The organism is Paenibacillus hubeiensis (genome assembly GCF_032334105.1).
Lineage (GTDB): Bacteria > Bacillota > Bacilli > Paenibacillales > Paenibacillaceae > Paenibacillus > Paenibacillus hubeiensis.
Genome location: NZ_JAVYAE020000004.1, coordinates 236,965 through 263,273, shown reverse-complemented (window position 1 = coordinate 263,273; position 26,309 = coordinate 236,965). Strand labels below are relative to the sequence as shown.

General features: G+C 48.0%; 24 protein-coding genes. 22 read left to right on the top strand and 2 right to left on the bottom strand.

Annotated features, from left to right (window positions below):
- Positions 1-49 precede the first annotated feature (49 nt).
- From accB to spo0A, 17 genes are all read left to right on the top strand, one after another.
- On the top strand, positions 50-520 hold the full coding sequence (gene accB / locus RSX24_RS14540; protein WP_236419974.1) for an acetyl-CoA carboxylase biotin carboxyl carrier protein: 471 nt from the start codon (positions 50-52) through the stop codon (positions 518-520).
- A 56-nt stretch (positions 521-576) separates the two neighbouring features.
- Positions 577-1,920, top strand: coding sequence for an acetyl-CoA carboxylase biotin carboxylase subunit (gene accC / locus RSX24_RS14535; protein ID WP_236419972.1), 1,344 nt, complete (start codon positions 577-579; stop codon positions 1,918-1,920).
- A 209-nt stretch (positions 1,921-2,129) separates the two neighbouring features.
- Positions 2,130-2,540 carry an Asp23/Gls24 family envelope stress response protein gene (locus RSX24_RS14530; protein WP_236419971.1) on the top strand — a complete coding sequence of 137 codons (411 nt, stop codon included), beginning with the start codon at positions 2,130-2,132 and terminating at the stop codon, positions 2,538-2,540.
- 143 nt (positions 2,541-2,683) lie between these two features.
- The gene (gene amaP, locus RSX24_RS14525; RefSeq protein WP_236419968.1) at positions 2,684-3,223 is read left to right on the top strand and encodes an alkaline shock response membrane anchor protein AmaP; all 540 of its coding nucleotides are present in this window, start codon (positions 2,684-2,686) and stop codon (positions 3,221-3,223) included.
- A 14-nt stretch (positions 3,224-3,237) separates the two neighbouring features.
- On the top strand, positions 3,238-3,471 hold the full coding sequence (locus tag RSX24_RS14520) for a DUF2273 domain-containing protein (protein WP_236419965.1): 234 nt from the start codon (positions 3,238-3,240) through the stop codon (positions 3,469-3,471).
- A gap of 250 nt (positions 3,472-3,721) precedes the next feature.
- A complete protein-coding gene (gene nusB / locus RSX24_RS14515; protein WP_236419964.1) occupies positions 3,722-4,174 on the top strand; it encodes a transcription antitermination factor NusB in 453 nt (150 codons plus the stop codon).
- A gap of 48 nt (positions 4,175-4,222) precedes the next feature.
- Complete coding sequence (gene folD / locus RSX24_RS14510; RefSeq protein ID WP_236419961.1) at positions 4,223-5,080, top strand: bifunctional methylenetetrahydrofolate dehydrogenase/methenyltetrahydrofolate cyclohydrolase FolD; 858 nt, start codon at positions 4,223-4,225, stop codon at positions 5,078-5,080.
- Between the two features lie 8 nt (positions 5,081-5,088).
- Positions 5,089-6,453, top strand: a complete 1,365-nt coding sequence (gene xseA, locus RSX24_RS14505; protein ID WP_290371484.1) for an exodeoxyribonuclease VII large subunit — start codon at positions 5,089-5,091, stop codon at positions 6,451-6,453.
- Positions 6,443-6,700, top strand: coding sequence for an exodeoxyribonuclease VII small subunit (gene xseB, locus RSX24_RS14500; RefSeq protein WP_236419959.1), 258 nt, complete (start codon positions 6,443-6,445; stop codon positions 6,698-6,700). Before xseA ends, xseB begins: the two co-directional genes overlap by 11 nt.
- A complete protein-coding gene (locus RSX24_RS14495) occupies positions 6,693-7,598 on the top strand; it encodes a polyprenyl synthetase family protein (RefSeq protein ID WP_343260991.1) in 906 nt (301 codons plus the stop codon). Before xseB ends, RSX24_RS14495 begins: the two co-directional genes overlap by 8 nt.
- Positions 7,599-7,870: 272 nt before the next feature.
- Positions 7,871-9,778: a 1-deoxy-D-xylulose-5-phosphate synthase gene (gene dxs, locus RSX24_RS14490; protein ID WP_236419955.1), complete on the top strand. Its 1,908-nt coding sequence runs from the start codon at positions 7,871-7,873 to the stop codon at positions 9,776-9,778.
- Between the two features lie 190 nt (positions 9,779-9,968).
- Positions 9,969-10,814, top strand: a complete 846-nt coding sequence (locus RSX24_RS14485) for a TlyA family RNA methyltransferase (protein WP_236419953.1) — start codon at positions 9,969-9,971, stop codon at positions 10,812-10,814.
- 82 nt (positions 10,815-10,896) lie between these two features.
- Positions 10,897-11,385 carry a hypothetical protein gene (locus tag RSX24_RS14480; protein WP_343260990.1) on the top strand — a complete coding sequence of 163 codons (489 nt, stop codon included), beginning with the start codon at positions 10,897-10,899 and terminating at the stop codon, positions 11,383-11,385.
- 37 nt (positions 11,386-11,422) lie between these two features.
- The gene (ahrC, locus tag RSX24_RS14475) at positions 11,423-11,872 is read left to right on the top strand and encodes a transcriptional regulator AhrC/ArgR (RefSeq protein ID WP_236419949.1); all 450 of its coding nucleotides are present in this window, start codon (positions 11,423-11,425) and stop codon (positions 11,870-11,872) included.
- Positions 11,873-12,000: 128 nt separating this feature from the next.
- Positions 12,001-13,737: a DNA repair protein RecN gene (gene recN, locus RSX24_RS14470; RefSeq protein ID WP_343260989.1), complete on the top strand. Its 1,737-nt coding sequence runs from the start codon at positions 12,001-12,003 to the stop codon at positions 13,735-13,737.
- Between the two features lie 102 nt (positions 13,738-13,839).
- Entirely contained in the window at positions 13,840-15,177 is a 1,338-nt protein-coding gene (spoIVB, locus tag RSX24_RS14465; RefSeq protein ID WP_236419945.1) for a SpoIVB peptidase, read from the top strand.
- A 195-nt stretch (positions 15,178-15,372) separates the two neighbouring features.
- Positions 15,373-16,188, top strand: coding sequence for a sporulation transcription factor Spo0A (spo0A, locus tag RSX24_RS14460; RefSeq protein WP_339273335.1), 816 nt, complete (start codon positions 15,373-15,375; stop codon positions 16,186-16,188).
- Between the two features lie 308 nt (positions 16,189-16,496).
- On the opposite strand, the gene RSX24_RS14455 is transcribed toward spo0A, so the two are convergent.
- Positions 16,497-17,819: a hypothetical protein gene (locus RSX24_RS14455; protein WP_343260988.1), complete on the bottom strand. Its 1,323-nt coding sequence runs from the start codon at positions 17,817-17,819 to the stop codon at positions 16,497-16,499.
- 370 nt (positions 17,820-18,189) lie between these two features.
- Between RSX24_RS14455 and RSX24_RS14450 the strand changes: the two genes are divergently transcribed.
- From RSX24_RS14450 to RSX24_RS14435, 4 genes are all read left to right on the top strand, one after another.
- Positions 18,190-19,155 carry a GGDEF domain-containing protein gene (locus RSX24_RS14450; protein ID WP_343260987.1) on the top strand — a complete coding sequence of 322 codons (966 nt, stop codon included), beginning with the start codon at positions 18,190-18,192 and terminating at the stop codon, positions 19,153-19,155.
- Between the two features lie 438 nt (positions 19,156-19,593).
- Complete coding sequence (locus tag RSX24_RS14445) at positions 19,594-20,901, top strand: MFS transporter (protein ID WP_343260986.1); 1,308 nt, start codon at positions 19,594-19,596, stop codon at positions 20,899-20,901.
- A 113-nt stretch (positions 20,902-21,014) separates the two neighbouring features.
- A complete protein-coding gene (locus tag RSX24_RS14440) occupies positions 21,015-22,067 on the top strand; it encodes a LacI family DNA-binding transcriptional regulator (RefSeq protein ID WP_343260985.1) in 1,053 nt (350 codons plus the stop codon).
- Positions 22,068-22,119: 52 nt separating this feature from the next.
- Complete coding sequence (locus RSX24_RS14435; RefSeq protein WP_343260984.1) at positions 22,120-23,586, top strand: sulfatase; 1,467 nt, start codon at positions 22,120-22,122, stop codon at positions 23,584-23,586.
- A 444-nt stretch (positions 23,587-24,030) separates the two neighbouring features.
- Here RSX24_RS14435 and RSX24_RS14430 read toward each other — a convergent pair whose 3' ends face one another.
- Positions 24,031-24,795 (bottom strand): FlxA-like family protein, encoded by a 765-nt coding sequence (locus tag RSX24_RS14430; protein ID WP_343260983.1) that lies wholly within the window; start codon positions 24,793-24,795, stop codon positions 24,031-24,033.
- 285 nt (positions 24,796-25,080) lie between these two features.
- Between RSX24_RS14430 and RSX24_RS14425 the strand changes: the two genes are divergently transcribed.
- Complete coding sequence (locus RSX24_RS14425) at positions 25,081-26,118, top strand: NAD(P)/FAD-dependent oxidoreductase (protein ID WP_236419937.1); 1,038 nt, start codon at positions 25,081-25,083, stop codon at positions 26,116-26,118.
- Positions 26,119-26,309 lie beyond the last annotated feature (191 nt).

Below are 26,309 nucleotides of genomic sequence, written 5' to 3'. Positions count from 1 at the left end.
TGACCGTCCTAGTGAGACTGGCATGATGCCAAAGGAGTGAATGATGGAAATGTTTAAATTGAGTGAGATCAAAGAACTGATCAAACTGGTGGATGAAAGTTCCGTTCAGGAATTGGAAATTGAAAATGAAGGATCGCGCCTGTCGATTCGCAAGCCTGGCAAAACCGAGGTGATTCAGGCCGCTGCCGTGCAAGCTCCGCAAATCGTTGCAGCTGCGCCGCAAGTACAGCAGGCTCCGGTCGTTTCCGAAGCTGCTCCGCAAGCTGACCCTGCAAGCCATTTACATAAAATCGTATCACCGATGGTGGGTACCTTCTACAGAGCTTCCTCGCCGGAAGCGGGTCCTTTTGTAAGCAAGGGCGACAAGGTTGTTGAAAAAACAACGGTCTGCATCATCGAAGCGATGAAATTGATGAACGAGCTTGACGCCGACGTCAAGGGCGAAATCGTTGAAGTGCTGGTTGAGAACGGCCAACTGGTCGAATACGGACAACCTCTGTTCCTGGTCAAACCGGAATAATGGCCATCGCCGTAGGAACGGCAACCGGATGAGCTTCGAAGGAGGACAATATCGAAATGAAATTTCATAAAATACTGATTGCGAACCGCGGCGAGATCGCGGTACGTATTATTCGTGCCTGCCGTGAGCTCGGCATTTCGACGGTAGCGGTTTACTCGGAAGCGGACAAGGATTCCCTGCATGTGCGCCTGGCGGACGAAGCATATTGCGTCGGTCCGACCTTGTCGAAGGACAGTTACCTTAATTTTACCAATCTGATGAGCGTGGCTACGCTGACTGAATGCGATGCGATCCACCCTGGCTACGGGTTCCTTGCAGAGAATGCCGATTTCGCCGAAATTTGTGCGTCTTGCAACATCACCTTTATCGGCCCTTCCCCGGAAGCGATTACCAAAATGGGTGACAAGGCCGTTGCCAAACAGACGATGAAGGATGCGGGCGTGCCCGTCATTCCGGGATCGGACGGATTGGTCGAAAATATGGACGAAGCGATCATGATCGCCAGAGATATCGGATACCCGGTAATCATCAAGGCAACCGCCGGCGGTGGGGGAAAAGGAATTCGTATCGCTGAAGACGAGGAATCGCTCGTCAAACAAATCACGACGGCCCAGCAGGAAGCCCAGAAGGCATTCGGCAATGCGGGCGTATACCTTGAGAAATTTCTGACGGGTATGAAACACGTGGAAATCCAGATCATGGCCGACAAACACGGCAATGCCGTTCATCTTGGCGAACGTGACTGCTCTGTGCAGCGCCGCCGCCAAAAGCTTGTCGAGGAAGCGCCTTGCCCTGTGTTGACGGAAGAAGTGCGCACCCTGATGGGGGAAGCCGCTGTCAGAGCAGCGTTGGCGGTCAATTACTCGGGAGCAGGTACGCTTGAGTTTCTGCTTAGTCCGACGGGCGAGTTTTATTTCATGGAAATGAATACACGCATTCAGGTCGAACATCCGGTGACGGAAATGATTACCGGCGTGGATCTGATTCGCGAAATGATTGCCGTTGCCGAAGGGCATCCGCTTTCTTTCCGTCAGGAGGATGTCGTGATTAACGGTTGGGCCATCGAATGCCGCATCAATGCCGAGGATCCGGATCGCAATTTTATGCCGGCTCCGGGAAAAATCGGGTTCTATCTGGCTCCGGGAGGCCCGGGCGTGCGCGTGGATAGCGCAGCATATCCAGGGTATACGATTTCCCCTTTTTACGACTCCATGATCGCGAAATTGATCGTATGGGGAGCAACGCGGGAAGAGGCCATTGCAAAGATGAAGCGCGCACTGAGCGAGTTTGCCATCGAAGGCATATCGACCACGATTCCTTTCCACTTGAAGCTGCTTGATCACCCGACGTTCGTTCGCGGGGACTTTGATATCAAGTTTCTTGAGGAAAACGAGATTTAACAGGTATATTGGACTTGTTTGTCATAATGTACCTCAAATGATATAGTATGAATAATAAGAGCGCATGTCTCCTGCAGTGGATGAGCCCGCACACGCGGATGAAGGTTGCAGGGGCTCCGGTTTCCCGGACCGCAGGGTGCCCGAATGAATCGGGACTGGCCCTGACGGATGGCCGCCAACTTATTTCGCGAAAGGTGTGTTGAACAGTTATGAGTACACTGCCGACAGAATTTGAACGGACGGATATCGGTGAAATCCAAATCGCACCTGAGGTTATCGAAGTTATTGCCGGACTGGCTACCGTTGAAGTTAAAGGCGTAGCTGGCATGAGCGGCGGTTTTGCTGGCGGTTTTGCCGAGCTGCTGGGCCGCAAGAACCTGTCCAAAGGCGTGAAGGTTGAAGTCGGACAGCGTGAAGCAGCCGTTGACGTATCGGTAATCATCGAATACGGGTATCGCCTTCCGCAAGTGGCTACAGAAATCCAGCAAAACGTGAAGCGCTCGATTGAAAACATGACCGGATTGAATGTGAACGAAGTCAACGTGCATATTCACGACGTTCAATTCAAGAGCGCCGAGAAGGTGGAGGAAGTTGAGCCTACCACTCAGCGCGTGAAATAAAAGAAGTTCAATTCCCCCGGCATGGGTGCCGGGGGTTATCCCTTCTTGGACAGATCTTTTCGGCCAATGGGACAGTGAGCCGAGACAGGTGCACAAGATTGGGTATCAAGAAACGTAGGTAAGCAAGGGAGGCTGTGCAGTTCGTGGCAAAAATACTGGATCGGCTTCTGTTGTTTCTATACAGCATAAGCGTTGGAGCAATATCGGCAGTGGTCATTCTCCTGATCAGCGGAGTGCTGCCTTACGAATTGAATTACCAGCAGGAACAGAACGTTATTGTTGCCGCCGTGATCGCGGCCGCGGTTTTGTTTATCCTGAGTTTGCGCTTCTTCTACATTTCCGTCCGGCGCGAGCGTGCTTCGCTGCCTTCCGTCGACCAGCGTACCGAATATGGCGATGTGCAGATTTCGATGGAAACGATCGAAAATTTGTGCATGAAGGCCACTTCGCGTTTCCGTGGCGTACGTGATGTCAAGGCAAGAATTCGCGTGGTTGAGTCCGGACTGGAGATCAAGATCAGGGCCGTGGTGGATGGCGAGACGCCGATTCCGGCACTGACGACCGAGCTGCAAAAGGCAATACATGATCATGTACAGGAGATTACGGGTATTCCGGTTTCCTTTGTTACTGTGTATATTGCGAACGTTACCCAGTCGCCTAACTACAAGAGTCGAGTGGAATGAGGTGAATTTCACTGATGCTGTGGAGAGAGATTTGGGATAATTACAAAGGCCGGATTCTCGGCATAGTCGGCGGCATCTTTTTTGGTTTTCTTTACGTATGGATTGGATTTTGGGATATGTTGTTCTTTGCACTTTTGGTGTTCGTCGGGTATACCTTGGGCAGACGAAGTGATTCAAAGCTGGAATTCCACATTCCTTGGCGGGAGTGGGGGCAATGGCTGGGTGATCGCTGGCGTCCGTTTAAGTAGCCGCTTGAACCCTGCAATAGGTTTCTTCCAAAATGGCTGTAGTTTAATATGCATTTTTTTGGAGGAAACGTATTGCAGGTTTTTTTGTGAAAAGGGAACACAATAATACCAAAGATGTAGATCAAACCAAGCTGCAGCTTGCTTGAAATGCATGGTGTTCAATCGGATGCAGAAGCAAGGCAATGTGGAAATGGTTGTTTGAAAATAAGCATGAGGAGCATTCCGGGCGGAATGCTGCAGGAGGCAGGATATGAAAAGACGTTTGGCTAGGGAAATTGCGGTACAAAGCCTGTACCAGATGGAAATGAATGAGGTTGGCGCTGCTGAAGCGGTCAACATGTTGATCAATGAAGCGGCGGAAGAAAACGAAACCGATGTGGTCATTCGCGACGCGGATGCGATGCGCGAGTATGTAACGGCATTGGTGCAAGGGACATGGGATCGTAAGGAAGCGATTGACGGTTTGCTTGGGGATTATCTCAAAGGTTGGCAAATCAGCCGCTTGTCCAGGGTTGACCGCCAGATTCTCAGGCTGGCCGCCTACGAAATGGTATTCCAGGATGATGTCCCTGCCAAAGTATCTGTCAACGAAGCGATTGAACTGTCCAAACACTTCGGGACCGACGAGTCCGGAAAATTCGTTAACGGCGTTCTTGGCCGCATGATTCAGGAAGTGGGTACCATCAAGGAGAAGTTGTCTTAATTTTTTGCAGGTTACTTATTCTATGTTCACATAAGGGAGAGAGAGTAAATGACAGCATCTATTATCAACGGTAAAGAAGTATCCCAGGAAATTCGTACAGGCATTACCGCCGAAGTGAAGCAGCTTGCAGAGAAGGGAGTTGTTCCCGGCCTCGCCGTGGTACTCGTTGGAGATGACCCTGCTTCCCATGTTTACGTACGCAACAAGGAAAAAGCTTGTCAGGATCTGGGCTTCTATTCGGAAGTTCATCGTTTGGATGCAGCTACTTCCCAGGAAGACCTGCTTGCGCTCGTGGACAAGCTGAACAAACAGGATAGCATTAACGGGATTCTGGTTCAGCTTCCATTGCCGAATCATATCGAAGAGAAAGCTGTCATTGATGCCATCGCGGTGGAAAAAGACGTGGACGGATTCCATCCGGTCAACGTGGGCAATCTTGTCATCGGTGACGACAGCCTGCTGCCTTGTACGCCAGCCGGTGTAATCGAGCTCATCAAACGCACGGGCATTGAAATGTCCGGCAAACATGCCGTAGTTATCGGACGCAGCAACATCGTCGGTAAACCCGTATCCTTGCTCTTGCAACGCGAGAACGCAACTGTCACCATGTGCCACTCCCGCACGGCGAACATGAAAGAGATTACTCGCCAAGCAGACATTCTGGTTGTAGCCATCGGCCGCGCCAACTTCGTTGACGCAGACTATGTCAAGCCGGGTGCGGTCGTGATCGACGTAGGCATGAATCGTTTGGATAACGGCAAGCTCGCAGGCGATGTTGATTTCGAGAGCGTGAAGGAAGTATCTGGACCGATTACACCGGTTCCCGGCGGCGTAGGTCCGATGACGATTACGATGCTGATGCAAAATACGTTGATTGCAGCCAAACGCGCTCACGGCTTGAGCTAGGTATACCCGTGGCTGAACAACGGATATTTTCCATCAAGGACCTGAATCGGTATATCCGGATGAAACTGGAATCCGATCAGGTGCTGTCGGACGTGTGGCTTCGAGGCGAAATTTCCAACTTCACCCACCATTCCAGCGGACATATGTATTTTACGCTCAAAGACAAGGACAGCCGGATTAAAGCGATCATGTTTGCTTCGCATAATCAGCGATTACCCTTCGTGCCCAAAGAGGGCACGAGGGTTATTGCGCGAGGCAATGTTTCCGTGTACGAACGCGATGGCCAGTATCAATTTTATGCCACGCATATGCAGCCTGATGGCATTGGCAGCCTGTATCTTGCTTATGAGCAGCTGAAAAAAAAGCTGGAGGATGAAGGTTTGTTTTCGCCCTTGCGAAAACGGGATATTCCCCGATATCCGCAAACCATTGGCGTGATCACTTCTCCGACGGGAGCTGCGGTTCGGGATATTCTTACTACTCTGCAGCGAAGATTTCCTTCTGCCCGGGTCGTGTTGTATCCGGTACTGGTGCAAGGGAAAGGTGCGGCACCTTCCATTGTCAAAGCCATTGAAGGTTTAAACCGAATGGGAGAAGCGGACGTGCTGATCGTTGGACGCGGCGGTGGTTCGCTGGAGGAGCTGTGGGCTTTTAATGAAGAGATGGTTGCAAGGGCGATTGCAGGCTCGGGGATTCCGGTGATTTCAGCCGTTGGCCATGAAACGGATTTTACGATTGCAGACTTTGCGGCCGACCTGCGCGCGGCAACGCCGACTGCTGCCGCGGAACTTGCGGTGCCAAGCCGGGCTGAACTGGCGCAGCAGATCGCGCAAAGACAAAGGCAGCTGCAGCATCGGCTTCGTCAGCGGGCGGCACAAAGCCGCGAGCGGCTGGAGCGGTTGCAGCGTTCGCCGGTGTTGGTACACCCGAGAAGGACGCTGCTCCAGCATGCCGAACGGCTCGATATGCTGCAGCAGCGACTGATGCGGAGCATCGATTCGCGGATGAAATGGACGGGAGAAAAGCGGGAGCGCCTTCACGCCGCGCTGCAGCGGTTCAATCCTCGTGAACAAGTGGGCGCGGCACGCCGGGAACATACTGCTGCGAGGCGCCAACTGGAGTTGGCGATGAATTCCATCATGAAGTCTAAACAGCAAAAATGGGCATCTGCCGTACGCCATCTGGATGCGCTCAGTCCGCTTAAAGTCATGTCTCGCGGATACAGTCTCGTCTATGATGAGCAGGAGAAACGGTTGATCAAGTCCCTGAAGGATGTGCAGCCCGGAGACTCAATCAAGATCAAACTCACCGACGGGCAGCTGGACTGTCAGGTTTGGGGAATGAAGGAGGACGACACTACCCATGGCGAATGAACCGGAATTGAACTTTGAAGAAGCAATGGCCGCTCTGGAAGAGATTGTGAGCGAACTGGAGCATGGGGATGTCCCCCTTGAGCAGGCCATTGATCTGTTTCAACGGGGGATGAAGCTTTCGCAATTGTGCGGCATCAAACTGGAGCAGGTGGAACGCAAAATTGAAATGATCGTGGAAGAAGACGGGGAGCTGCGCAAAAAACCGTTTGGAACTTCGCTTGACGAAAGCGGTGAACCGAATGAGTAATCGGCTATCATTCGAACAGTATCTGCAAAATACGGCTAATGAGGTTACGGCAGCGCTGCAGGAAGCGCTGCCTGTTCATTGGGACGTGCCGAAATCTTTGCGCGAAGCCATGCAGTATTCGCTGATGGCCGGGGGCAAGCGCCTGCGCCCATTGTTGGTCGTCGCCGCGGCGGAAGCCCTCGGTGCGCAGCGCAGTGCTGCAATGCCGGTGGCCTGCGCCGTGGAAATGGTTCATACGTATTCGCTGATCCACGATGACCTGCCTGCCATGGATAACGACGATTATCGCAGAGGTAAACCTACGAACCATAAAGTGTTTGGGGAGGCCGCGGCTATATTGGCCGGTGACGCACTGCTTACGCATGCGTTTTACAGTATCGTGCAAGCGGGGCGTTCCCATGGCGTTCCGGCAGAAGCGCTGCTGTCCATCGTGGAAGACCTGGCGGAATTGGCGGGTGCCAGAGGCATGGTTGGCGGACAGGTGGCTGACATGGAAGGAGAGCAAGGCATGACCAGCCTTGAGCAGCTGCAGTACATTCATTTGCATAAGACCGGCGATCTGATCGTGTTCTCCTTGCTGGCAGGAGCCCGGATTGGCGGAGCTTCGGAAGGACAATTGGAAGCGCTGCGCGTGTTCGGCAGAGATCTGGGGCTGGCCTTCCAAATTCAGGACGACATTCTTGATTTAACGGGCGATGAACAGAAGATGGGGAAAAAAACGCAGAGTGATGTGAACCAGCAGAAGGTTACCTATCCGTTTTTTATCGGAATGGAAGCCTCGCTGGAGCAGGTCCGCGTGCTGACCCGGTCTGCGAAGGATGCGCTTGACAGAGCCGGGCTGCAGGATTCGTCCCGGTTGATGGAAATTGCCGATTATTTAATGAACAGGGATCACTAGCTTCCAGAAGCAGCAGGGTTAGTCGATGTTTCAATACATTCGGATCAGGGTACATGGATTTGATGCATTTTTTGCATCCATATCGGTGAACGGACGTAAAAGATACATAGGCTGTAACCCGTGTGCCATTTTGGCGAAACGGCTCGCGGACTGAAGGTTGCTGACGCAAATTAGGTTTCTTGGTCATTTATGATATAATGTTTTTTAATGTTAACAAATAAGCTGTATACATCACGGCTATTTAATCAATCTAGGAAAGCGGGGAGATTCTCGTGCTGCTTCCACAAATTAAACAACCGAGCGATCTCAAGTCGATGTCTGAGGATGACCTTGTATTATTATCGGCAGAGATTCGGCAGTTTCTGATCGAGAAGCTGTCTGTGACAGGGGGGCATCTTGCCCCGAATTTAGGAGTGGTTGAGCTCACGGTGGCCCTGCACTATTGCTACAACAGTCCGGTAGATAAAATGATATTCGATGTAGGGCATCAGGCATATGTTCACAAAATTCTTACGGGACGCATGGACCGTTTCGATACGTTACGGCAGCACAATGGATTGTGCGGATTCGTCAAGCGAAATGAAAGCGAACATGATGTCTGGGAAGCCGGCCACAGCAGCACTTCATTGTCGGCGGCTATGGGCATGGCCCTGGCACGCGATCTTAAGGGCGAGGACAATAAGGTGATTGCACTGATTGGTGACGGGGCATTAACAGGCGGCATGGCCTTTGAGGCGTTGAACCATATCGGTCACGAACAAAAGAAGCTGATGGTCATTCTGAATGATAACGAAATGTCTATTGCACCCAATGTAGGCGCAATGCATAAATATTTGAGCAAAATCCGCTCGGATCGTCATTACCTGAAGGCAAAGGACGACGTAGAAGGCATGCTGAAAAGGATCCCGGGTATCGGCGATCGTTTGGCCAAATCGGCAAGCTGGATCAAGGATAGCGTGAAATACATGATGGTTCCAGGCGTGCTGTTCGAGGAACTGGGCTTCAAGTATTTGGGGCCGATTGATGGACACGACATTCCCAAATTGATCGAGGCATTTAAGCAGGCTGACAACGTGGATGGTCCGGTGCTGGTCCATGTCCTTACAACCAAAGGAAAAGGATATCAGCCTGCAGAAGCGGATTCGCATAAGTGGCATGGCATCTCGCCATATAAAATTGAATCCGGCCAAGTACTTAAGGCCGTTGGCAAACCGATGTATACCGAAATCTTTGGGGAAACGCTGGTGGAGCTTGCCAAAAAGGATAAGCGAATCGTCGCGGTAACCCCGGCAATGCCAACCGGATCCGGACTTATTCCGTTTAGCAAGGCATTTCCGGATCGCATGATCGACGTGGGGATCGCCGAGCAGCATGCGGCGACGATGTGCGCTGCGTTGGCCATGGAAGGGCTTAAGCCTGTATATGCGGTATATTCCACGTTTATGCAGCGTGCTTATGATCAGATCGTGCATGATATTTGCAGACATAACGCAAACGTCATTTTTGCCATTGACCGTGCCGGATTCGTCGGTCCGGACGGGGAAACGCACCAAGGCGTATACGATGTGGCGTTTATGCGCCATATCCCGAACATCGTGCTGATGATGCCGAAAGATGAAAACGAGCTGCGTCACATGATGAAGACGGCGCTTGATTATAACGATGGACCGATTGCATACCGCTATCCTAGAAACAATGTGGTTGGCGTTCCGATGGACGAACAGCTGATACCGATTCCGATCGGGACTTGGGAGCAATTGCGGCCTGCCGAAGGTTATGCGATCATTGCCTCGGGGTCGATGGTGCAGATCGCCGAAGAGGCAGCAGATATGGCGAAACGCGAAGGCATATCGTCAGGTGTCATCAACGCGCGTTTCCTGAAGCCGCTCGATGAGTCGATGCTGCGCGAGCTGGCGCTGCGTGGAACCAAGCTGATTGTTCTTGAAGAAGTATCACAGGCAGGAAGCATGGGGAGCGCTGTGCTTGAATTTTATGCAGAACAGGGTCTGCATGACATTCATGTACAGCTCATGGGCGTTCCGGATCGGTTCATCGAACATGGCAGCATTGACGAGCAGCGCGCGGAAGTGGGCTTAACGGCCCAAAATGTTTGCGCCGAGCTGCGAAGCATGGCAGCCCAGTCTTCGTACGGGATGTCAAGAACCCGCTTTCCTTCCTAGATTAAGGGAAGTCGTAAAATGTTTTTATAGACCTATATAAACCATAAAAAACATACACACATTAACGAAGAGGCAGAACCAATCTGGGGATAACAGCGATCGGAAGATGGTACTGCACTCGAAGTGGCCTAGTGTGATTGGTTTATTCGATTTCTATAGCATTGGATTAACTACAGGATAGGAGAAAGACATGTCACTCCCGAAAGAACGAATTGATGTTCTGCTGGTTGAGCAAGGCTTTTACGAGAGTCGCGAAAAGGCAAAAGCAGCCATCATGGCAGGACTGGTATATGCCAATAATGAACGGATCGAAAAAGCTGGCATGAAAATTCCGCGCGAAGCCGAACTCAAGGTGAAGGGTGCTGTGCATCCATACGTGGGACGTGGCGGACTGAAGCTTGAAAAAGCAATTCGCCATTTTGGACTCGACATGAATGGTCGTGTTATGTTGGATATCGGTTCTTCCACCGGTGGATTTACGGATTGTGCCCTTCAACATGGCGCATCGCATGTTTATGCCATCGATGTCGGTTACAACCAATTAGATTGGTCGCTAAGAAATGATGAGCGGGTTACCGTTATGGAGCGAACCAATTTCCGGTACGTAACACCCGAGGATCTGACAGGTCCAGTGCCTGATTTCGCGAGCATTGACGTATCCTTTATTTCGCTGCAAATCATTTTGCCGCCGCTTATGGCCTTGTTGAAGCGTCCTGCCCATATCGTGGCTTTGATCAAGCCGCAATTCGAGGCCGGTCGGGAGAAGGTCGGTAAATCCGGCGTCGTTCGTGACTCGAAGGTCCATCAGGAAGTGTTGGAATCCATGCTTCGTTTCGCGAATGAGCTTGGACTTCGTCTTCAAGGCCTTACTTTTTCCCCGATTACCGGCGGAGAAGGGAATATCGAATTTCTTGCGCACTGGCGTCTGGAAGAACCGGATGCTCCACAACAAGAGAACGAACTGGCTCCATTTGATGCGTTGGCGCATCGGATCGCAATGGAAGCTGCGCATACTTTTAAGGGAAACTCATCATAGGATGGGTTTCTTTTCGCTGGAAAGGTGATGCTAAGAACAGGAAAATGTCTTCCGAACCTCGAATTAGTGGATGAGGTGAACGATGATGGAAGGGCAATATGACTCGATTGTGATCGGAGTGCTTGCCGTTTGCTTGATGCTGTGGCTGTTTTACGGCTGGCGAAGCTGGTTGAACCGTCCGATTCCTGTAAGTTTGTCAGGGCTTCCGTTAAATGAGGATATTCAGGATTCTCCTGCAATTGACTTGCTTGAAGCGGAAGGTTATGAAGTCATCGGGGGGAGAATGAAAATACCGCTTGCGTTTGAAGCCAACGAATCGGTCCTTTACAGCAGGCTGTTCATTGATTTCGTCGCCGAGCGGGAAGCTGCGCGCTATTTGGTCAAAACGTCCCGTCGCAGACAGCCCGTTGAATTTTCGGGTCCTGCTTTGAGGGATCGTTTCCTGCATTACTTGCTTCTGTACCCAGGTTGTGATGGCCTGTTGTACGTAGATCTGGAAGAGGCAAGCGTGAAATTGATCCGTTTGCTTGATTATGACGAAGACGTGTATGATGGCGACGATCTTGACTAGGTCGTTGCTATAGGGATTATTCAAACTGGAGGCATGTATGAAGGGACAACGACATATTAAAATTCGTGAAATCATAAGCCAAAACGATATTGAAACACAGGATGATCTGGTGGAAGCGCTGCGTCAAGCAGGTTTTCAGGTCACTCAGGCAACCGTGTCCAGAGATATCAAGGAACTGCTGTTGATCAAAATTCCGATGGATGACGGGCGGTACAAGTATTCGCTTCCTACTGATCAGCGTTACAATCCGATTCAGAAGCTGAAGAGAGCGCTTGTGGACAATTTTCTTCACATTGACCACACGAACAATTTGGTGGTGATGAAGTGTTTGCCGGGAACCGCCAATTCGATTGCGGCCCTTCTGGATAACATAGAGTGGACAGAAGTAATGGGAACGATCTGCGGCGATGATACGATTCTCATCATTTGCCGGACAGAAGCCAATAGCGTTACCGTGATTGAACGCATCATGGGGTATATTTCCTGAGAAATAAATCCGAAATGATATTTGGCGAAATCGCGAAATAAGCTTTCATTTATCGCTCGGGAAGGTCGTCCTGAGATGAGTCCGAAACAACAACTTGCAGAGTTTGGCATCCGGAGGTGCTTTGACAAATGTTGGTTACTTTATCGATTCGTAATCTGGCCGTGGTTGAAGAGGTGGATGTGGTATTTCACCCCGGATTTCACGTTCTTACAGGGGAAACTGGGGCCGGGAAATCGATTATCATCGATGCGCTCGGCATGATCGCCGGCGGGCGGAGTTCGGCTGACCTCATTCGTTATGGATGTGAAAAAGCCGAAATGGAGGCATTGTTCGAGCTGGAGTCGAACCACCCGGTGTGGGAAACGCTTGAGAAATTGGGCATTCAATGCGATCCGGAGGAACATCTCGTCATTCGACGAGAGTTGAACACACAAGGCAAGAGCACATCACGGATTAATGGACAACTTGTTAATCTGACCATGCTGCGCGAAGTGGGCGAGAAGCTGATCAATATTCATGGTCAGCATGAACATCAGAGCCTGCTTCGGGCAGAGAGTCATTTAGGTCTGCTGGATACATACGGAGCAGCAGTAATTGGGTCGGTCAAAGCCGAGTACCAACGGCGGTACAGTGAATTCGTGACAGCTGAAAAGGAACTGCGGGCACTTCAGGAATCCAGCCAGCGGGCATACCAGCTGCTCGATATGTACCGTTTTCAGTTAGAGGAAATTGCAGCGGCATCCTTGACCGAGGGTGAAGATGAATTGCTCGGCGAAGAACGGGTCAAACTATCCCACAGCGAGAAAATGATGGATACGGTCGCGGGTGCATATGAATTGCTGAGCGGCCAGCGCGGATTGGAAGCGGTCAGCATTGCGCTATCCCGTCTGGAAGATGTCTCAGGATATGATACCAAAGGCATCCAGCCGATCGTAGAGCAGTTGCAATCCGCCTATTATTTGCTTGAAGATGTTGCATTCCAACTTAGGGACTATCGTGACAAAATCGAATTCAATCCCGGCAGGCTGGAAGAAGTTGAACAAAGGCTAAACCTGATTACCGGTCTTAGAAGGAAATACGGAGATAGCGTAGAACAAATTCTGAAATATTACGAGCAGATCAGTCACGAAACCGATCAGCTTGAAAATAAGGACGAACGTTTGGAAAAGCTTCGGGCAAAGCGGGATAAGCTGCTTCAACGGGTGCTCGAATCCGCCGAGGAGCTGAGCAAGGTTCGAAAGCAATGTGCGGAAGAACTGGCAACCCAAGTGGAAAGCGAGCTTAAGGATTTGCAAATGGAGCGGACGTCGTTACGGGTCCAAATTACGCCATTCGAAGATCCCAAAGGCATTGAGTGGAATGGGCGACGGATTCGCCTAACCCGCCAAGGCGCGGACAATGCAGAATTCCTCATTTCGCCGAATCCGGGAGAGCCGCTGCGGCCTCTTGGCAAAATTGCTTCAGGTGGAGAAATGTCGAGGATCATGCTCGCCATGAAGAGCATTTTTGCGCGCCACGATCGTATTCCCGTACTTATTTTTGACGAAGTGGATACGGGGGTCAGCGGAAGAGCGGCACAATCCATCGCCGAGAAATTATTCCGGCTCTCCTCGACATGCCAAGTGTTCTCGATTACGCATTTGCCTCAAGTAGCCTGCATGGCCGATCACCAGTATTTGATCGAAAAACACGTCATGGACGGACGCACAATGACTCAAGTGGAGTCACTATCCAATGAAGGGCGCGTCAAGGAAATGGCACGTATGCTCGGCGGCGTCGAAATTACCGAGAAAACGCTCCATCATGCACAGGAAATGCTCAATTTGGCGGAAGCCAAAAAAGGGGGAAACGAGCGGCTGGCGTAATGATTGACAGTAATAAAAGCCTGGGGGCAAGGTTATCTTATAGGTACGCAATTGGCGACCACCTTTCGTCAAGCGAAAGAAGCAAAGGGAGCGTGACAGCCATTGAAATCCCCCCTCAGGAAGAAATTTCTAGGTCTTTTATTTGCCTTCTTTCTATGTGTGATCAGCCAGGTGATTCAGCCTGTGCAAAATTTCGCTTCATTGCCTGACGAAGTGCAGGTTTTTGCGGGCAGGCGGGCGGATCTGCATTTTGCGGTACCTGCGACTTCCAGTGCAGTTGTAGATCGTCCGGACATTGTCGGTCTGGATGGTCAAGGGCAGAATCAAGCCGTGCACGTAACGAAGCAGCAACCATTGCATCTTCACCCTCAGCAGACGGGCCATGCCAGATTAACGCTGAAGCTGTGGGGCAAGATCCCGTTAAAAACGGTCGATGTAAACGTCATTCCCGATCTGCGCATCGTTCCCGGCGGCCAAACGATCGGCGTCAAAGTGAAGTCGGCGGGCATTCTTGTCGTAGGCCATCACCTTGTCCGATCCGGGCCAGACCAACGCTTTTCCCCGGGGGAAGAAGCAGGCATCAAGCTTGGTGACCTGATCACTCACATGGACGGGAAAAAGCTTGAAGGCGTTTCAGGAGTAGCCGAAGCTGTGGAACGTGCGGGCAAAAGCAAAAAAGGCATTGATGTAGTGCTGAAGCGTGGTGGGCAAACGGTCAAAACCAGACTTAATCCAGCTTATGACGCAGAAGATCAAGCCTGGAGACTGGGCCTGTATATTCGCGACTCAGCAGCAGGGGTAGGAACATTGACCTTTTATGCTCCCGATCAAGGCGTATACGGCGCTTTGGGACATGTCATTACCGACATGAATACGCAAACGTCTATCGTTGTTGGCAGTGGTCAAATTGTGCAATCGAACGTAACGTCAATCTCCAAAAGCGAATCGGGCGATCCGGGCGAGAAACGAGCTCATTTCCTAAAGGAAAGCAAGATTTTGGGCAATATCGAAAGAAACACGGCATTCGGCATTTTTGGTAAAATGTCGGCCAATCCTGAGCACAGCTTGTATTCCAAGGGCATTCCCGTGGCATTTTCCCATGAAGTCAAAGAAGGACCTGCCGAAATTTTAACGGTTGTTGATGGACAGCAGGTCGAACGTTTCTCCATAGATATCGTACATGTAGCCGATCAAAAAGTCCCTGCAACGAAAGGTCTTGTACTCAGAATTACCGATCCGAAGCTGATTCAGAAAACCGGGGGCATCGTTCAAGGGATGAGTGGTAGTCCGATCGTTCAAGATGGCAAACTTGTCGGAGCGGTTACCCATGTCTTTGTGAACGACCCCAAGTCCGGCTATGGCTGTTTCATCGAATGGATGCTTCAGGATGCCGGCGTCATGATGAATAAGGATGAAGCAAAAAATCTTAAGGCTGGATAACGGCCTTAAGATTTTTTTGTCGAACATTAACATAATATATCGCATGATGAAATAAAATATTTATTATAAATCAAGGGATAAAAAAAATAAAGAAAAATAATTTTCGACAGAAGGAATTTAATGTGCTGTGTCGAAAATTTATGTTGTAAGGAGATGTACGAACCAAAATGTTCACATTCAAAGGAGGATACCGTTTTGCAAAAAATCGAGGTGTTGCTTGCTGATGATAACCGTGAATTTACGAATTTGCTCGCTGAATATATATCGGAGCAGGAGGATATGGAAGTATCCGGCGTAGCATACAACGGCGAAGAGGTATTGCAAATGTTGGAGCAATCACGCAACGTCCCTGACGTATTGATCCTGGATATCATTATGCCGCATTTGGATGGACTTGGCGTTCTGGAGCGGTTGCGCAGCTTGAATCTTACGCCTCAGCCCAAAGTCATCATGCTGACGGCTTTCGGACAAGAGAACATCACGCAGCGCGCCGTGCAGCTCGGTGCTTCTTATTACATTTTGAAGCCGTTTGACATGGAAGTGCTTGCGAATCGGGTGCGTCAATTGGTGGGAACCCAAACTACAGTTTCTTCCAATTCTAGCAGCAGTTCATCTTCGTTCGTGAACAAGTCCAACGTGGTGCCCATGGGCAAACACAAAAATTTGGATGCAAGCATTACGTCCATCATACATGAAATCGGCGTTCCCGCGCATATTAAAGGATATCAGTATTTGCGCGAGGCGATTACGATGGTGTACAACAATATTGAAATTTTAGGTGCCATCACCAAAACACTCTATCCAGCCATTGCCGAAAAATTCAAAACGACGCCTTCCCGCGTGGAACGCGCCATCCGCCATGCGATTGAAGTCGCCTGGACACGCGGCAACATCGACTCGATCAGCCATTTGTTTGGTTACACCATCAACATCAGCAAGTCGAAGCCAACGAACAGCGAATTCATCGCGATGGTGGCCGACAAGCTGAGAATTGAGCATAAGGTGTCGTGAAAGGATCAGGAATAGAGGTAAGCCAGTCGATTTTAAACGTATTTTGACGTGCGGGCAAAAGCTAAATGCTGAAATCATAATATGAATTTTGTTTGTCGAGCATATCGCCGTTATTGGGATTTAAAAACCAATAAACGGCGATATTCTGTATAGATCAAATATGTCATGACATTAAGCTATGATGACCTTTACTGGGACCAGGTATAGCAGTACAGGTTTCATTCATCGCCAAATGCCATGCTTCGCGAACATAGCATGGCATTTGGCGGAATGAATAGTGAATTCATTCCTTTGCTTATGGAAGAATGTCAGCGAAGAAGCGATGGTACAGGTTTAAGCTGGATTTGATTTTTTAGTGCCTTTTCTTTCGCTAGTTGACTATAACTTATCCCTAAAAATAACCAAGTCGTTAAATAAGAAAATTCCGGAACGGAAATCATTAACGAAGCATAGACCACCAACAATATGATTTTAAGTCCATCGTTGAAATAGCTGCGCTGCAATTTGAAAACAGGATACAAAAAAAATAAAGAAAAAAGAATAAATCCGATTATGCCACTATTGACCATCAGGGTGGAAAAGAAATCGGTAGACCTTACATATCCAAATCCAATTCCATATAACTTATTCAGAAATGGCATTTGAGCAAAATAATCTAAATGCAGCATCATCGAGGAGGATCTTTCGTTGCCGGAAATGGAATCTAATTTATCAAACAGCAAAAATCCGAATATCGTCGTAATTCTTTTATAATTCAGGACTGCAACGATCGCGAAAAAATAGATTAACAGTTGGCAATACCGATCTTTGAGATGATAGCGAACAATTCTGTAAATGAAATAAAGTACGATTCCTAAAAAAGCGGTTGAAGAATTAGATAAAATGAGAGCGATTAACATCGGTATGTGAAGTAAAGGTTTGCGTAAATGGACCGCAAATATCCATAAAGGCAATACGGTTAGCGCAAAAGTACTGGGTTCACTGGATAAGCTTTTCATTCTCAGCGAGCGAAATCCGAAAACATCCGTAAATTGATTGACACTTCCTAATTTCGGATTTCCGTGAATATCTAATGCAAATACCCTGTTGCTTAAAAAGTCTCCTGTCGTGCCGAACAATAAGTAGTAAAACCACTCATAAAATCCATAAATCAGAAACAGGGACGCTCCTACAAATATATATTTGTTCCAATCTGCTTTGTAAAAATACTTGGTGAAGAAGCAGATAATAGAAGCCGCGATCAGATAAATGGATTGAGTGAAAAGACTGGATCTTAAAAAGGTGCCTCCAAGCTCATTTACCAGAATAACATTATGTTTGAAATTATAATCGTAGCCATCATTTATTTTGAATAAAATGGTCAACTGCGCCAAGCCGTTCATCATGGTTAATATGTAAACAAAAATAATAAAATCTCTATAAAAGTTATTGGTTAATGGTCCAATTCCAATGATATTTCTTCTTTTAAAACTGATTGCGATAAGGAGAGTAAATACAAGAGATGCTAATGAAAGCAACAACCCAGGGGTCGTCCCGGGATTGGAAGGGATTAGGACCCAAGAATTTATAGGCAATACTATAGCCCATATTTTGAACAAGGTATCGAATGGTTTAGAATCGGACAATGTCATTAGTTTTTCATCCTCACTCACTTTGTATGATACATTATGTATCGTTTGCATTAAAAATATTAGAACATGTTTATGAACTTCTAGCAAGAGGCTATTTTACTCAGCTGCATCGGTTAGCAACAATGAAGTAACTTGTCATGTAAGTTCATAATATAAATTTTGTTCATTTTGATGGCTCCTTTGTGAAGTTTTTTTACATACATTTACCTTTGGTTAACATATTAGCAGAACCTGAATGATACGATTGAACTACATACACATCTTATCTAGGCACAAAGAATGAATACACTTCATGAGGAGAGACGTCTTCCCATATTAAAGCCGGAGTTTGCCTGAATTTTAAGGATTTCATATCGCAGGGGAAGAGAAGGTGAACGGTATTTTTACGCAAATAGGTGAGATCGCTGAAGCCATTCCAACCGTAACGCCTGAGACCAGATGCGATACCGTCTATCAGCTTTTCAAGCAGAATGCCAAATTGGAAGGCGTTGCTGTCTTGGGGGCGAAGGGCAGCCACGCATTAATGATGAGGACCCTTTTTTTTCAGCAAATCGGAACGCAATATGGCTATAATTTGTATATGGCCCGGGCGATTGGGCTTGTAATGAACAGTGAACCGTTGGTGGTGGATTATGCAGAACAGATTACGGACGTCAGCATTCAAGCGATGAACCGTAATGAAGAAGAGCTGTACGACCTAGTGCTGGTGACATCGGCCGGAGGTCTGATGGGAGCGGTCAGCATTCGGAGATTATTGCTGGCCGTTGCCGATATTCGTGCGGAAATGGCCATTTTCCTGAATCCACTCACAGGTTTGCCGGGCAACCGTATCATTGACGAGCGCCTTCAACAACTGCTTCGATTGGATGAGTTCAGCGTGCTGTATATCGACTTGGATCATTTTAAGTCGTACAACGACAGCTATGGCTTCAAAATGGGGGATCAGTTGATTCAGGCCACGGCCAATCTGTTACGGAAACATTTCATGTTTCCCGACACGTTTCTTGGGCATATCGGCGGTGACGACTTCATCACGATTTTACACCATCACAATTTTCGGGAAATTGGCGAGCAGGTGCTGGCAGGGTTCGAGCAGATGAAACGGGAATTTTACAATGCCGATGATCTAAGCAATGATTATGTGATGGGAGAAGGACGTTCGGGAACGCTCGGACGCATTCCGCTTGTTTCGGTGTCCATTGCCGTTGTGTCCAACATGCTGCGAAAATATGAGAAAATCGAAGACATCATCAGTGAAGCGACACGGATCAAAAAAATATGCAAATCCGTCTCGGGCAGCATGATGTGTGTAAATGAGGAACGGCTCGGGCAGTGAACAGCAAATGCATACATATCTTACAACGAATGATCGTTGAATATAGAAATCATTTTGATAACCTGAGGGGCAGGCAAAATGATTTTTTTGTTTTCGGATACGTTCAGGGAAAGCGGTTATCAATCCTGATCGGAAAAAGGCCGACAATTGAGATCATGTTCGATTGTATTCAAATTTTAATTTCTGACTTGTAAAACGCTTGAATTTGGTTTAAAATTTGAAACATCATTTGTAGAAGCGCTTCCACAATCGGATTGAAATGTATGATAAATTTTTTTACGAAAATGTAGAAGCGCTTCCATATCCCAAAATTTACTTGTGAAAGGAGATAGATTGCCATCGCAATATATCAAGCCAAAGCATCAAAATAGCGAGTTTGGCATTTTTTATTTTTTCTGATAATCGGGCACACTTTCTATCAACCTGGAGGATGATCACATGAATACCGTTAAGCCACAATTGGCCAGAACGAGCGAAATTATCCGATATTCCTTTGGCGGATTTGCCTCAAACATTTTGTTTTATTTGCAACTGGCGTTTCTGATGTATTTTTATACCGATGTTTTCGGTGTATCGCCTACAACCGTAGGAACGTTGTTCCTTCTTGTCCGGGTAGTCGACGCTCTGGCAGATCCGTTCATCGGCATGCTCTCTGACCGTACCCGCACCAAGTATGGGAAATACAGGCCGTATCTGATTTTCGGAGCGCCATTGCTGGCTGCAGCAACGTTGCTGATGTTTACGGCGCCTGAATTAAACGCTCAGGGGAAAATCATTTATGCCGCATTTACGTACCTGGCGTATTCTCTGATCTCGTCCTTGGTTAACGTGCCTTATCATTCCTTGACGGCGATTATGAGCACAGATCAGATGCAAACCACAACGATTTCCACGGCCAAAACGTTTATGGGTCTGCCTGCGCAAATTTTGGTCAATGCTTCAGTACTCCCTATGGTTGCGTTTTTTGGCGACGGCCAGCGCGGTTGGTTTGTTACGGTAACGATCCTATCCCTGTTGTCAATCATTTCGTACTGGATTTGTGCAAGCGGTGCCAAACGACAGGATACGATCGAAAATACGCATGGAGAAGGTCATCAGCATCCATCGATCAAAACGCAGCTTTCCTTGATTTTCAAAAATAAACCATTGTTGATTCTTATGCTTTCGATGTTTATGAACCTTGTGGCAACGACGACGTATGCTCAAGTATCCGTTTATTTTTGGGAATACAATCTGGGGCATAAGGAGTTATACTCGCAGATCTCCCTATGGGGTCTAATTTTATCTATCCCAATCTATTTGATCACACCTTACCTGTCCAAAAAAATAGGAAAACGGAATATTTTTCTCATCGGTAGTATAGCATCGGCCATCCCAACGCTGATTTTGATGATTGCACCATATGATAGCGTTACCACGATGTTTGTCGCTTCGGTGTTGAAAACGATTCTTGGTACATTTGCCGGTGCGATCGTATGGGCGATGATTCCGGATTGCGTGGAGTACGGCAAGCGGATGATGGGTTTGGAAGGAGCGGGAACCGTCACATCCTCGATCGTATTTGTGAATAAGCTGGGTTCGGCGATCGGTGGGGTTCTTGCGGCATTTGCCTTGGGTGCTGTCGGGTATGTCGCTGGACAGATTCAGAGCGAAACCGTGCTGGACATGATTCGTTACTTGTATGCAGGCATCCCTTTGGTTGCGTATATTGCAACGGCCATTGCGCTGAAATTTTATAAACTTTGATTGATCGCTCTACTCCATGCAGCAGGCAAGCAAGTCACCGGAAGGAATGAAAGTGCATGGCCCTTTCCGCTTTTGCTATAATGAGAGCAAAAACGGATTTGGTGGTTGATAGAATGAATGTTTCGATATATGACGTGGCCAAGCTGGCAGGAGTATCCATCTCCACGGTATCCAGAGCGCTTAACAGCAGTGGGTACGTAAGCGAAAAGACGCGCAAAAAAGTGATGGAAGCGATGGAAGAGCTTCGTTTCGTGCCCAGCATAACGGCCCAGAACCTGGCCAAAGAACAGACCATGTTGATTGGATTGTATTTCCCGCTGTTGGCGACCGGAGCAGGGGCGTTGTCGAGCGTTTATTTTATGGAATTTATCCGTGGCGTTAACGAAGTAGTTATGAATAAAGGGTACCATTTGTTGTTGATCAATGAAACCAATAAAGAGAAGGATTTGCTGGAAGGCGTGCAGACGCCTCAATACTCTCTCTTTTTGAAACAAAAACGGATTGACGGGTTGCTGTTTGGAAGCGCTCCATTGCGGAACTCATCTTTCCTGGAATTGGTCAAAAACGGCTCCCCGATGGTGTACATCGGAGAACGACAGGTATCAGACCGCGGTTTGAACGTATACGCGCTATTGAAACAAAACATATGGCAGTCATTGGACTATTTATATGAACGGAATCATCGGAACATTATGGTGCTAAGCGCTTCGGATTTGCACATTCCGGGTATCGTTGCTGCGTATCGGGAGCAAAAGCGGGATGTTCGCCTACAGATCGATGTATGGGAAAGCAATGATGATCTGGATACCTATCTTGATTTCATGTCTGACGTTTATCGGCAGGATCAATGGCCAACAGGGCTGATGATTATGGACCTAAGCAGGGTACAACCTACCATTAATGTTCTCAACAATCTTGGCCTGCGCGTCCCGGAAGATGTATCGCTTATAACGCAAGAGCATCGATATAGTGATGGCGAGCATTGTTTTCCCGCAGCAACAAGTGTTTACGTACCCGTGTATGAAATGGCAAGAGAGGCTGCCCACCTATTATTTGATTATTTGGAAGGTAACGTGGAATATAACGAGCAAAAGTTGCTTACACCTCGCATCATAGAACGTCAATCCGTCACAATGCGAACTGTGCCTCCACATATCGACGGATAGACGATTCTTCAAGGTGTAGGATCTTTTGGATAGACAGAAAGGGAGTACACCTATGAAAGCAATCATGTTAATGTTTGATACGTTAAACCGCAGAATGCTGCCGCCGTACGGCTGTGATTGGGTGCATGCACCGAATTTCAAACGGTTGATGGAAAAAACGGTGGTATTTGATCAAGCTTATATCGGCAGTATGCCTTGTATGCCTGCACGCAGAGAGCTGCATACAGGACGATATAATTTTTTGCACCGCAGCTGGGGGCCGATGGAGCCTTTTGATGATTCCATGCCTGAGCTGCTGAAAAATAACGGTGTGTATACACATTTGGTTACAGATCATCAGCACTACTGGGAAGACGGGGGCGGAACATACCATCCGCGTTACAGTTCCTATGAATTGATTCGGGGTCAGGAAGGTGATCCATGGAAAGGGAAAGTTGCCGACCCGGATTTGTCGGACCTAAAATATATGAAGGAAATGGAAGTTCTCGTGCGCCAGGATGCGGTGAACAGGGAGTATATGCGTGAGGAAAAAGATTTCCCGCAGGCGATCACGATGGAAAAGGGGCTCGAATTCATTCGTGCCAATCATGGGGAGGACAAATGGTTCCTACAACTGGAAACCTTTGATCCGCACGAACCTTTTTTCGCACCACAGAAATACCGGGATTTGTATCCACACACCTATGAGGGCAAAACATTTGATTGGCCGCCGTATGGGCCGGTAAACGAAACCGAAGAAGAAGTGGGGCATATCCGGTATGAGTATGCAGCCCTTCTGAGCATGTGCGATCATTATTTGGGTAAAGTTTTAGACACAATGGATGAGCTGGATTTATGGAAAGATACGATGCTCATCGTAAACACGGACCATGGTTATTTGCTGGGAGAGCATGACTGGTGGGCGAAAACGATCATGCCTTTTTATAATGAAATTGCCCATATCCCGATGTTTATTTGGGACCCGCGCAGCGGCAAGGCCAATGAACGCAGGCAAAGCTTAGTCCAGAACATCGATTTGGTTCCGACTTTATTGAATTATTTTGGCGTGGAGGTTCCCCGGCATGTTCAAGGATATGACCTAGCAGCCACTGTTGACCTTGACGAACCTGTACGTGAGGCTGCACTTTTTGGTCTTCATGGCGCACATGTCAACGTGACAGACGGTGAACATGTGTATATGAGGGCGCCTGCCTCCAAAGATAATACGCCTTTGTACAATTACACGTTAATGCCAACGCATATGCGGAGTCGTTTTGGGGTGGATGAACTTCAGCATTTTGAACTGCAGGATCCCTTCGACTTTACCAAAGGGGTAAAAACGATGAAAATTGCAGCCGCCGGTAATGGCTCATCCCATTCCTTCGGTACACTATTGTATGATGTTAAACAGGATCCTCTACAGCAACATTCTGTTCAAGATGCTCAGGTTGAAGCCAAGATGATCGATCATCTGAAAAAGCTGATGAAAGAAAACGAAGCGCCTGTGGAGCAATATACACGACTGGGCTTGGAGAATTAATTGAGGTTCCTGTAACCTATAATGAAAATGTGAAGAAATATATCGTAAACATAGTGCCGCTGTTCTTTCGAAAATCGGAAGAAACAGCGGCTTTTCGTTGAGGATTGTTGTTTTGGTGACTCCTTCGGTCTCTACCTTCGTTAATGTGGAAATTAAAGGTAGGTCGCCCAAAAGATTAGCTTGTTACGAACTTGAGGCGTCTTATTTTGTGAATTTTTCGTAAGTTTGAGTGCTAACGAACCACAGCGTTGCTAAATGGGTTAAAATGCGTGTTTATGACCTGTTTTACGCACATTAGAGTGTCTGATGTTCGTTAGGATCTGAGAGAGACTGATTCTCCCCAAATAAGGATGTGTGATGTTCTTTAGAATATCACGTTTCAGACCGCCACATTTGCAGGGGATAGCCAGCAACTGCCGAGGTTCTTGCGCTAATCTGTGTAAACTAGATTCTGATATCTAGGGAAGCGTATTGGTTGTCTTCAGTCGTCTTTGTTGTGTCCCTATTTGAAGAATCGGTTGGATTAGCCGTTGAATCCGAGGGTCCCTGTTCTTTGATGATCTCCTTTTCGCCTGAAAAAACAGAAGGTTGCAATGAACCTTGTGCCTTGGATTCTTGCGAAGCATTGGTTAATTTTCCGATGGTATCATCGATCTTATCCATTTGTGAGCTGATTTCCTGAACGGCTTCCCTTTTTTTCTGGAAAACGGTGCGTTCCGCATTTGCGAGCATCATGGACTTGCCGGCATCTTTCCCGGCATTGACATCCAAAACGATCCGGTCAAAACGTGTTTCCCCCTCAATCGTTTGAATGGAATGTTCCATTCGATTGCGAAGCCCTACAAGCTTTCCTAAACGATCATAGGTCTGGCCATGTTTAATGAGATGATCGAGGGAAGGCGCTTGATCTTCGTCCTGGGTCGGAGTTTGCTGTTTGGTTTTTTCAGGCTGCTTGATTTGGTTACGTTCCTGAAGTTCCTCCGCTTTGATTTGGGCGATTTTGCTATCCAATTGTGCGATCGCATCCGTTAACGACTTGATTCGTTCCGCTTTGGTTTTGGTGTCCATCTGATCATTGGATTTGACGGTTTGCAAGGTTTCGTTCAGTTTGACTTTCTGCTTCATCAGGCTCTGAATTTCCTTGTCACGGCCGGAATGAAGGGGTGCTGGTGCAGAAGTGCTCGTGGAAACAGATGAAATGGAGCTCATATCATTTTCTCCTTTTTGAAAAATATGGTGAAAAGCATATACACATTATCGGATGTTATGAGAAAGTTTTGAATAGTTGAGGCTTCCTTCTTGATATTGCAAGAAAAATAACCGATAACCGCAGTCTGTCTCATAGAATTACAGGATATATGTTTTTGGTATAAAAAATGTGCATGATTTGTCCATTGTTTTTTGATATGTTTCCCAGTAAACTAGAATTAGTGATAATGAGAATCGATATCATATAATCAGGCGAGCCTGAATGAAATAATGGAGGTAGCTTTCATGGAACAACAGTTGGAGTTATATGACGTTACGATTATCGGTGGAGGCCCTGCCGGGATGTATTCCGCTTTTTATAGCGGCATGCGCGATATGAAAACAAAACTGATTGAAGCCAGGGACCGTTTGGGCGGACGCATGCTGTTTTATCCGGAGAAGATGATCTGGGACGTTGGCGGGGTTACCCCTATTTTGTGTGAAAAACTGATCCAGCAGCTGGAGGAACAAGCGAGAACGTTTGAGCCTACCATTGTATTCGAACAGCAGATCGAAGGCTTCGAGCGCCAGCCCGACGGCACCATCATCTTGACAGCCGCAACGGGTGAAAAGCACTGGACGCGCACGGTCATCCTGGCGATCGGTTACGGTATATACAAAATGGCCAAACTCGAACTTGAAGGCGCTGATCGATACGAGGTTACGAATCTGCATTATACCGTGCAGGAATTGGAACCGTTCCGAGGCAAAAAAGTGTTGATTTCGGGCGGGGGGGACTCTGCCGTCGATTGGGCGAATGAGCTGGAGCCGCTGGCCGAGCAGGTAACGGTAGTGCATCGTCGTGACCGTTTTGGCGGATTGGAGCGGAACGTGCTGCGGATGCGAGAGTCTTCGGTCGACGTCAGAACACCTTTTGCCGTAGATAAGCTGCACAGCCAAAACGGTGAAACGATTGAACAAGTGACCATCTGCCATGTGGAGACTGGCGAGAGCGAGTTGCTTGATGTGGACGCAATCATTGTGAATCATGGCATGAAGAGCGATTTCGGACCGATCCGTGATTGGGGACTGGATCTTGGCGAGTGGCACGTAAGCGTTACCGAAAGACTGCAAACCAATATTCCAGGTGTATTTGCGGCAGGCGATTTCGTCGATTATGGCAGCAAGCTGCATCTCATCGCAGGTACATTTACGGATGCCGCATTGGCCGTAAACAGCGCCAAATTGTACATGGATCCTGATGCCGAAAAGGTAGCTTACGTGTCGTCCCACAATTCGCGCTTCAAAGAAAAAAACAAAGCGCTTGGCGTGGTTGAGGAATAATTCCCCCACCTTTGCTTCAGCGATGATTCATGGCAGCTTCGGATTGATCCGAAGCTGCTTTTTTGGTGTGCCCGGAAGGCGGACGGAACAGGTTCGGCATGTTTGATCGGATTCGGGAAAGCGGGCTATAATAACATATAATGCAGCATCATACGCTCGTAAGCGAAAAAAGAGCATTCTTTCAGGAAGAA

Coding starts and splice junctions, on each gene's coding strand:
- accC (WP_236419972.1), top strand. CDS start 577: ATGAAATTTCATAAAATACTGATTGCGAACCGCGGCGAGATCGCGGTA.
- folD (WP_236419961.1), top strand. CDS start 4,223: ATGACAGCATCTATTATCAACGGTAAAGAAGTATCCCAGGAAATTCGT.
- RSX24_RS14425 (WP_236419937.1), top strand. CDS start 25,081: ATGGAACAACAGTTGGAGTTATATGACGTTACGATTATCGGTGGAGGC.
- RSX24_RS14530 (WP_236419971.1), top strand. CDS start 2,130: ATGAGTACACTGCCGACAGAATTTGAACGGACGGATATCGGTGAAATC.
- RSX24_RS14440 (WP_343260985.1), top strand. CDS start 21,015: ATGAATGTTTCGATATATGACGTGGCCAAGCTGGCAGGAGTATCCATC.
- ahrC (WP_236419949.1), top strand. CDS start 11,423: ATGAAGGGACAACGACATATTAAAATTCGTGAAATCATAAGCCAAAAC.
- RSX24_RS14495 (WP_343260991.1), top strand. CDS start 6,693: ATGAGTAATCGGCTATCATTCGAACAGTATCTGCAAAATACGGCTAAT.
- RSX24_RS14435 (WP_343260984.1), top strand. CDS start 22,120: ATGAAAGCAATCATGTTAATGTTTGATACGTTAAACCGCAGAATGCTG.
- RSX24_RS14480 (WP_343260990.1), top strand. CDS start 10,897: ATGATGGAAGGGCAATATGACTCGATTGTGATCGGAGTGCTTGCCGTT.
- RSX24_RS14485 (WP_236419953.1), top strand. CDS start 9,969: ATGTCACTCCCGAAAGAACGAATTGATGTTCTGCTGGTTGAGCAAGGC.
- RSX24_RS14520 (WP_236419965.1), top strand. CDS start 3,238: ATGCTGTGGAGAGAGATTTGGGATAATTACAAAGGCCGGATTCTCGGC.
- RSX24_RS14455 (WP_343260988.1), bottom strand. CDS start 17,819: ATGACATTGTCCGATTCTAAACCATTCGATACCTTGTTCAAAATATGG.
- nusB (WP_236419964.1), top strand. CDS start 3,722: ATGAAAAGACGTTTGGCTAGGGAAATTGCGGTACAAAGCCTGTACCAG.
- RSX24_RS14430 (WP_343260983.1), bottom strand. CDS start 24,795: ATGAGCTCCATTTCATCTGTTTCCACGAGCACTTCTGCACCAGCACCC.
- recN (WP_343260989.1), top strand. CDS start 12,001: ATGTTGGTTACTTTATCGATTCGTAATCTGGCCGTGGTTGAAGAGGTG.
- xseB (WP_236419959.1), top strand. CDS start 6,443: ATGGCGAATGAACCGGAATTGAACTTTGAAGAAGCAATGGCCGCTCTG.
- RSX24_RS14445 (WP_343260986.1), top strand. CDS start 19,594: ATGAATACCGTTAAGCCACAATTGGCCAGAACGAGCGAAATTATCCGA.
- accB (WP_236419974.1), top strand. CDS start 50: ATGTTTAAATTGAGTGAGATCAAAGAACTGATCAAACTGGTGGATGAA.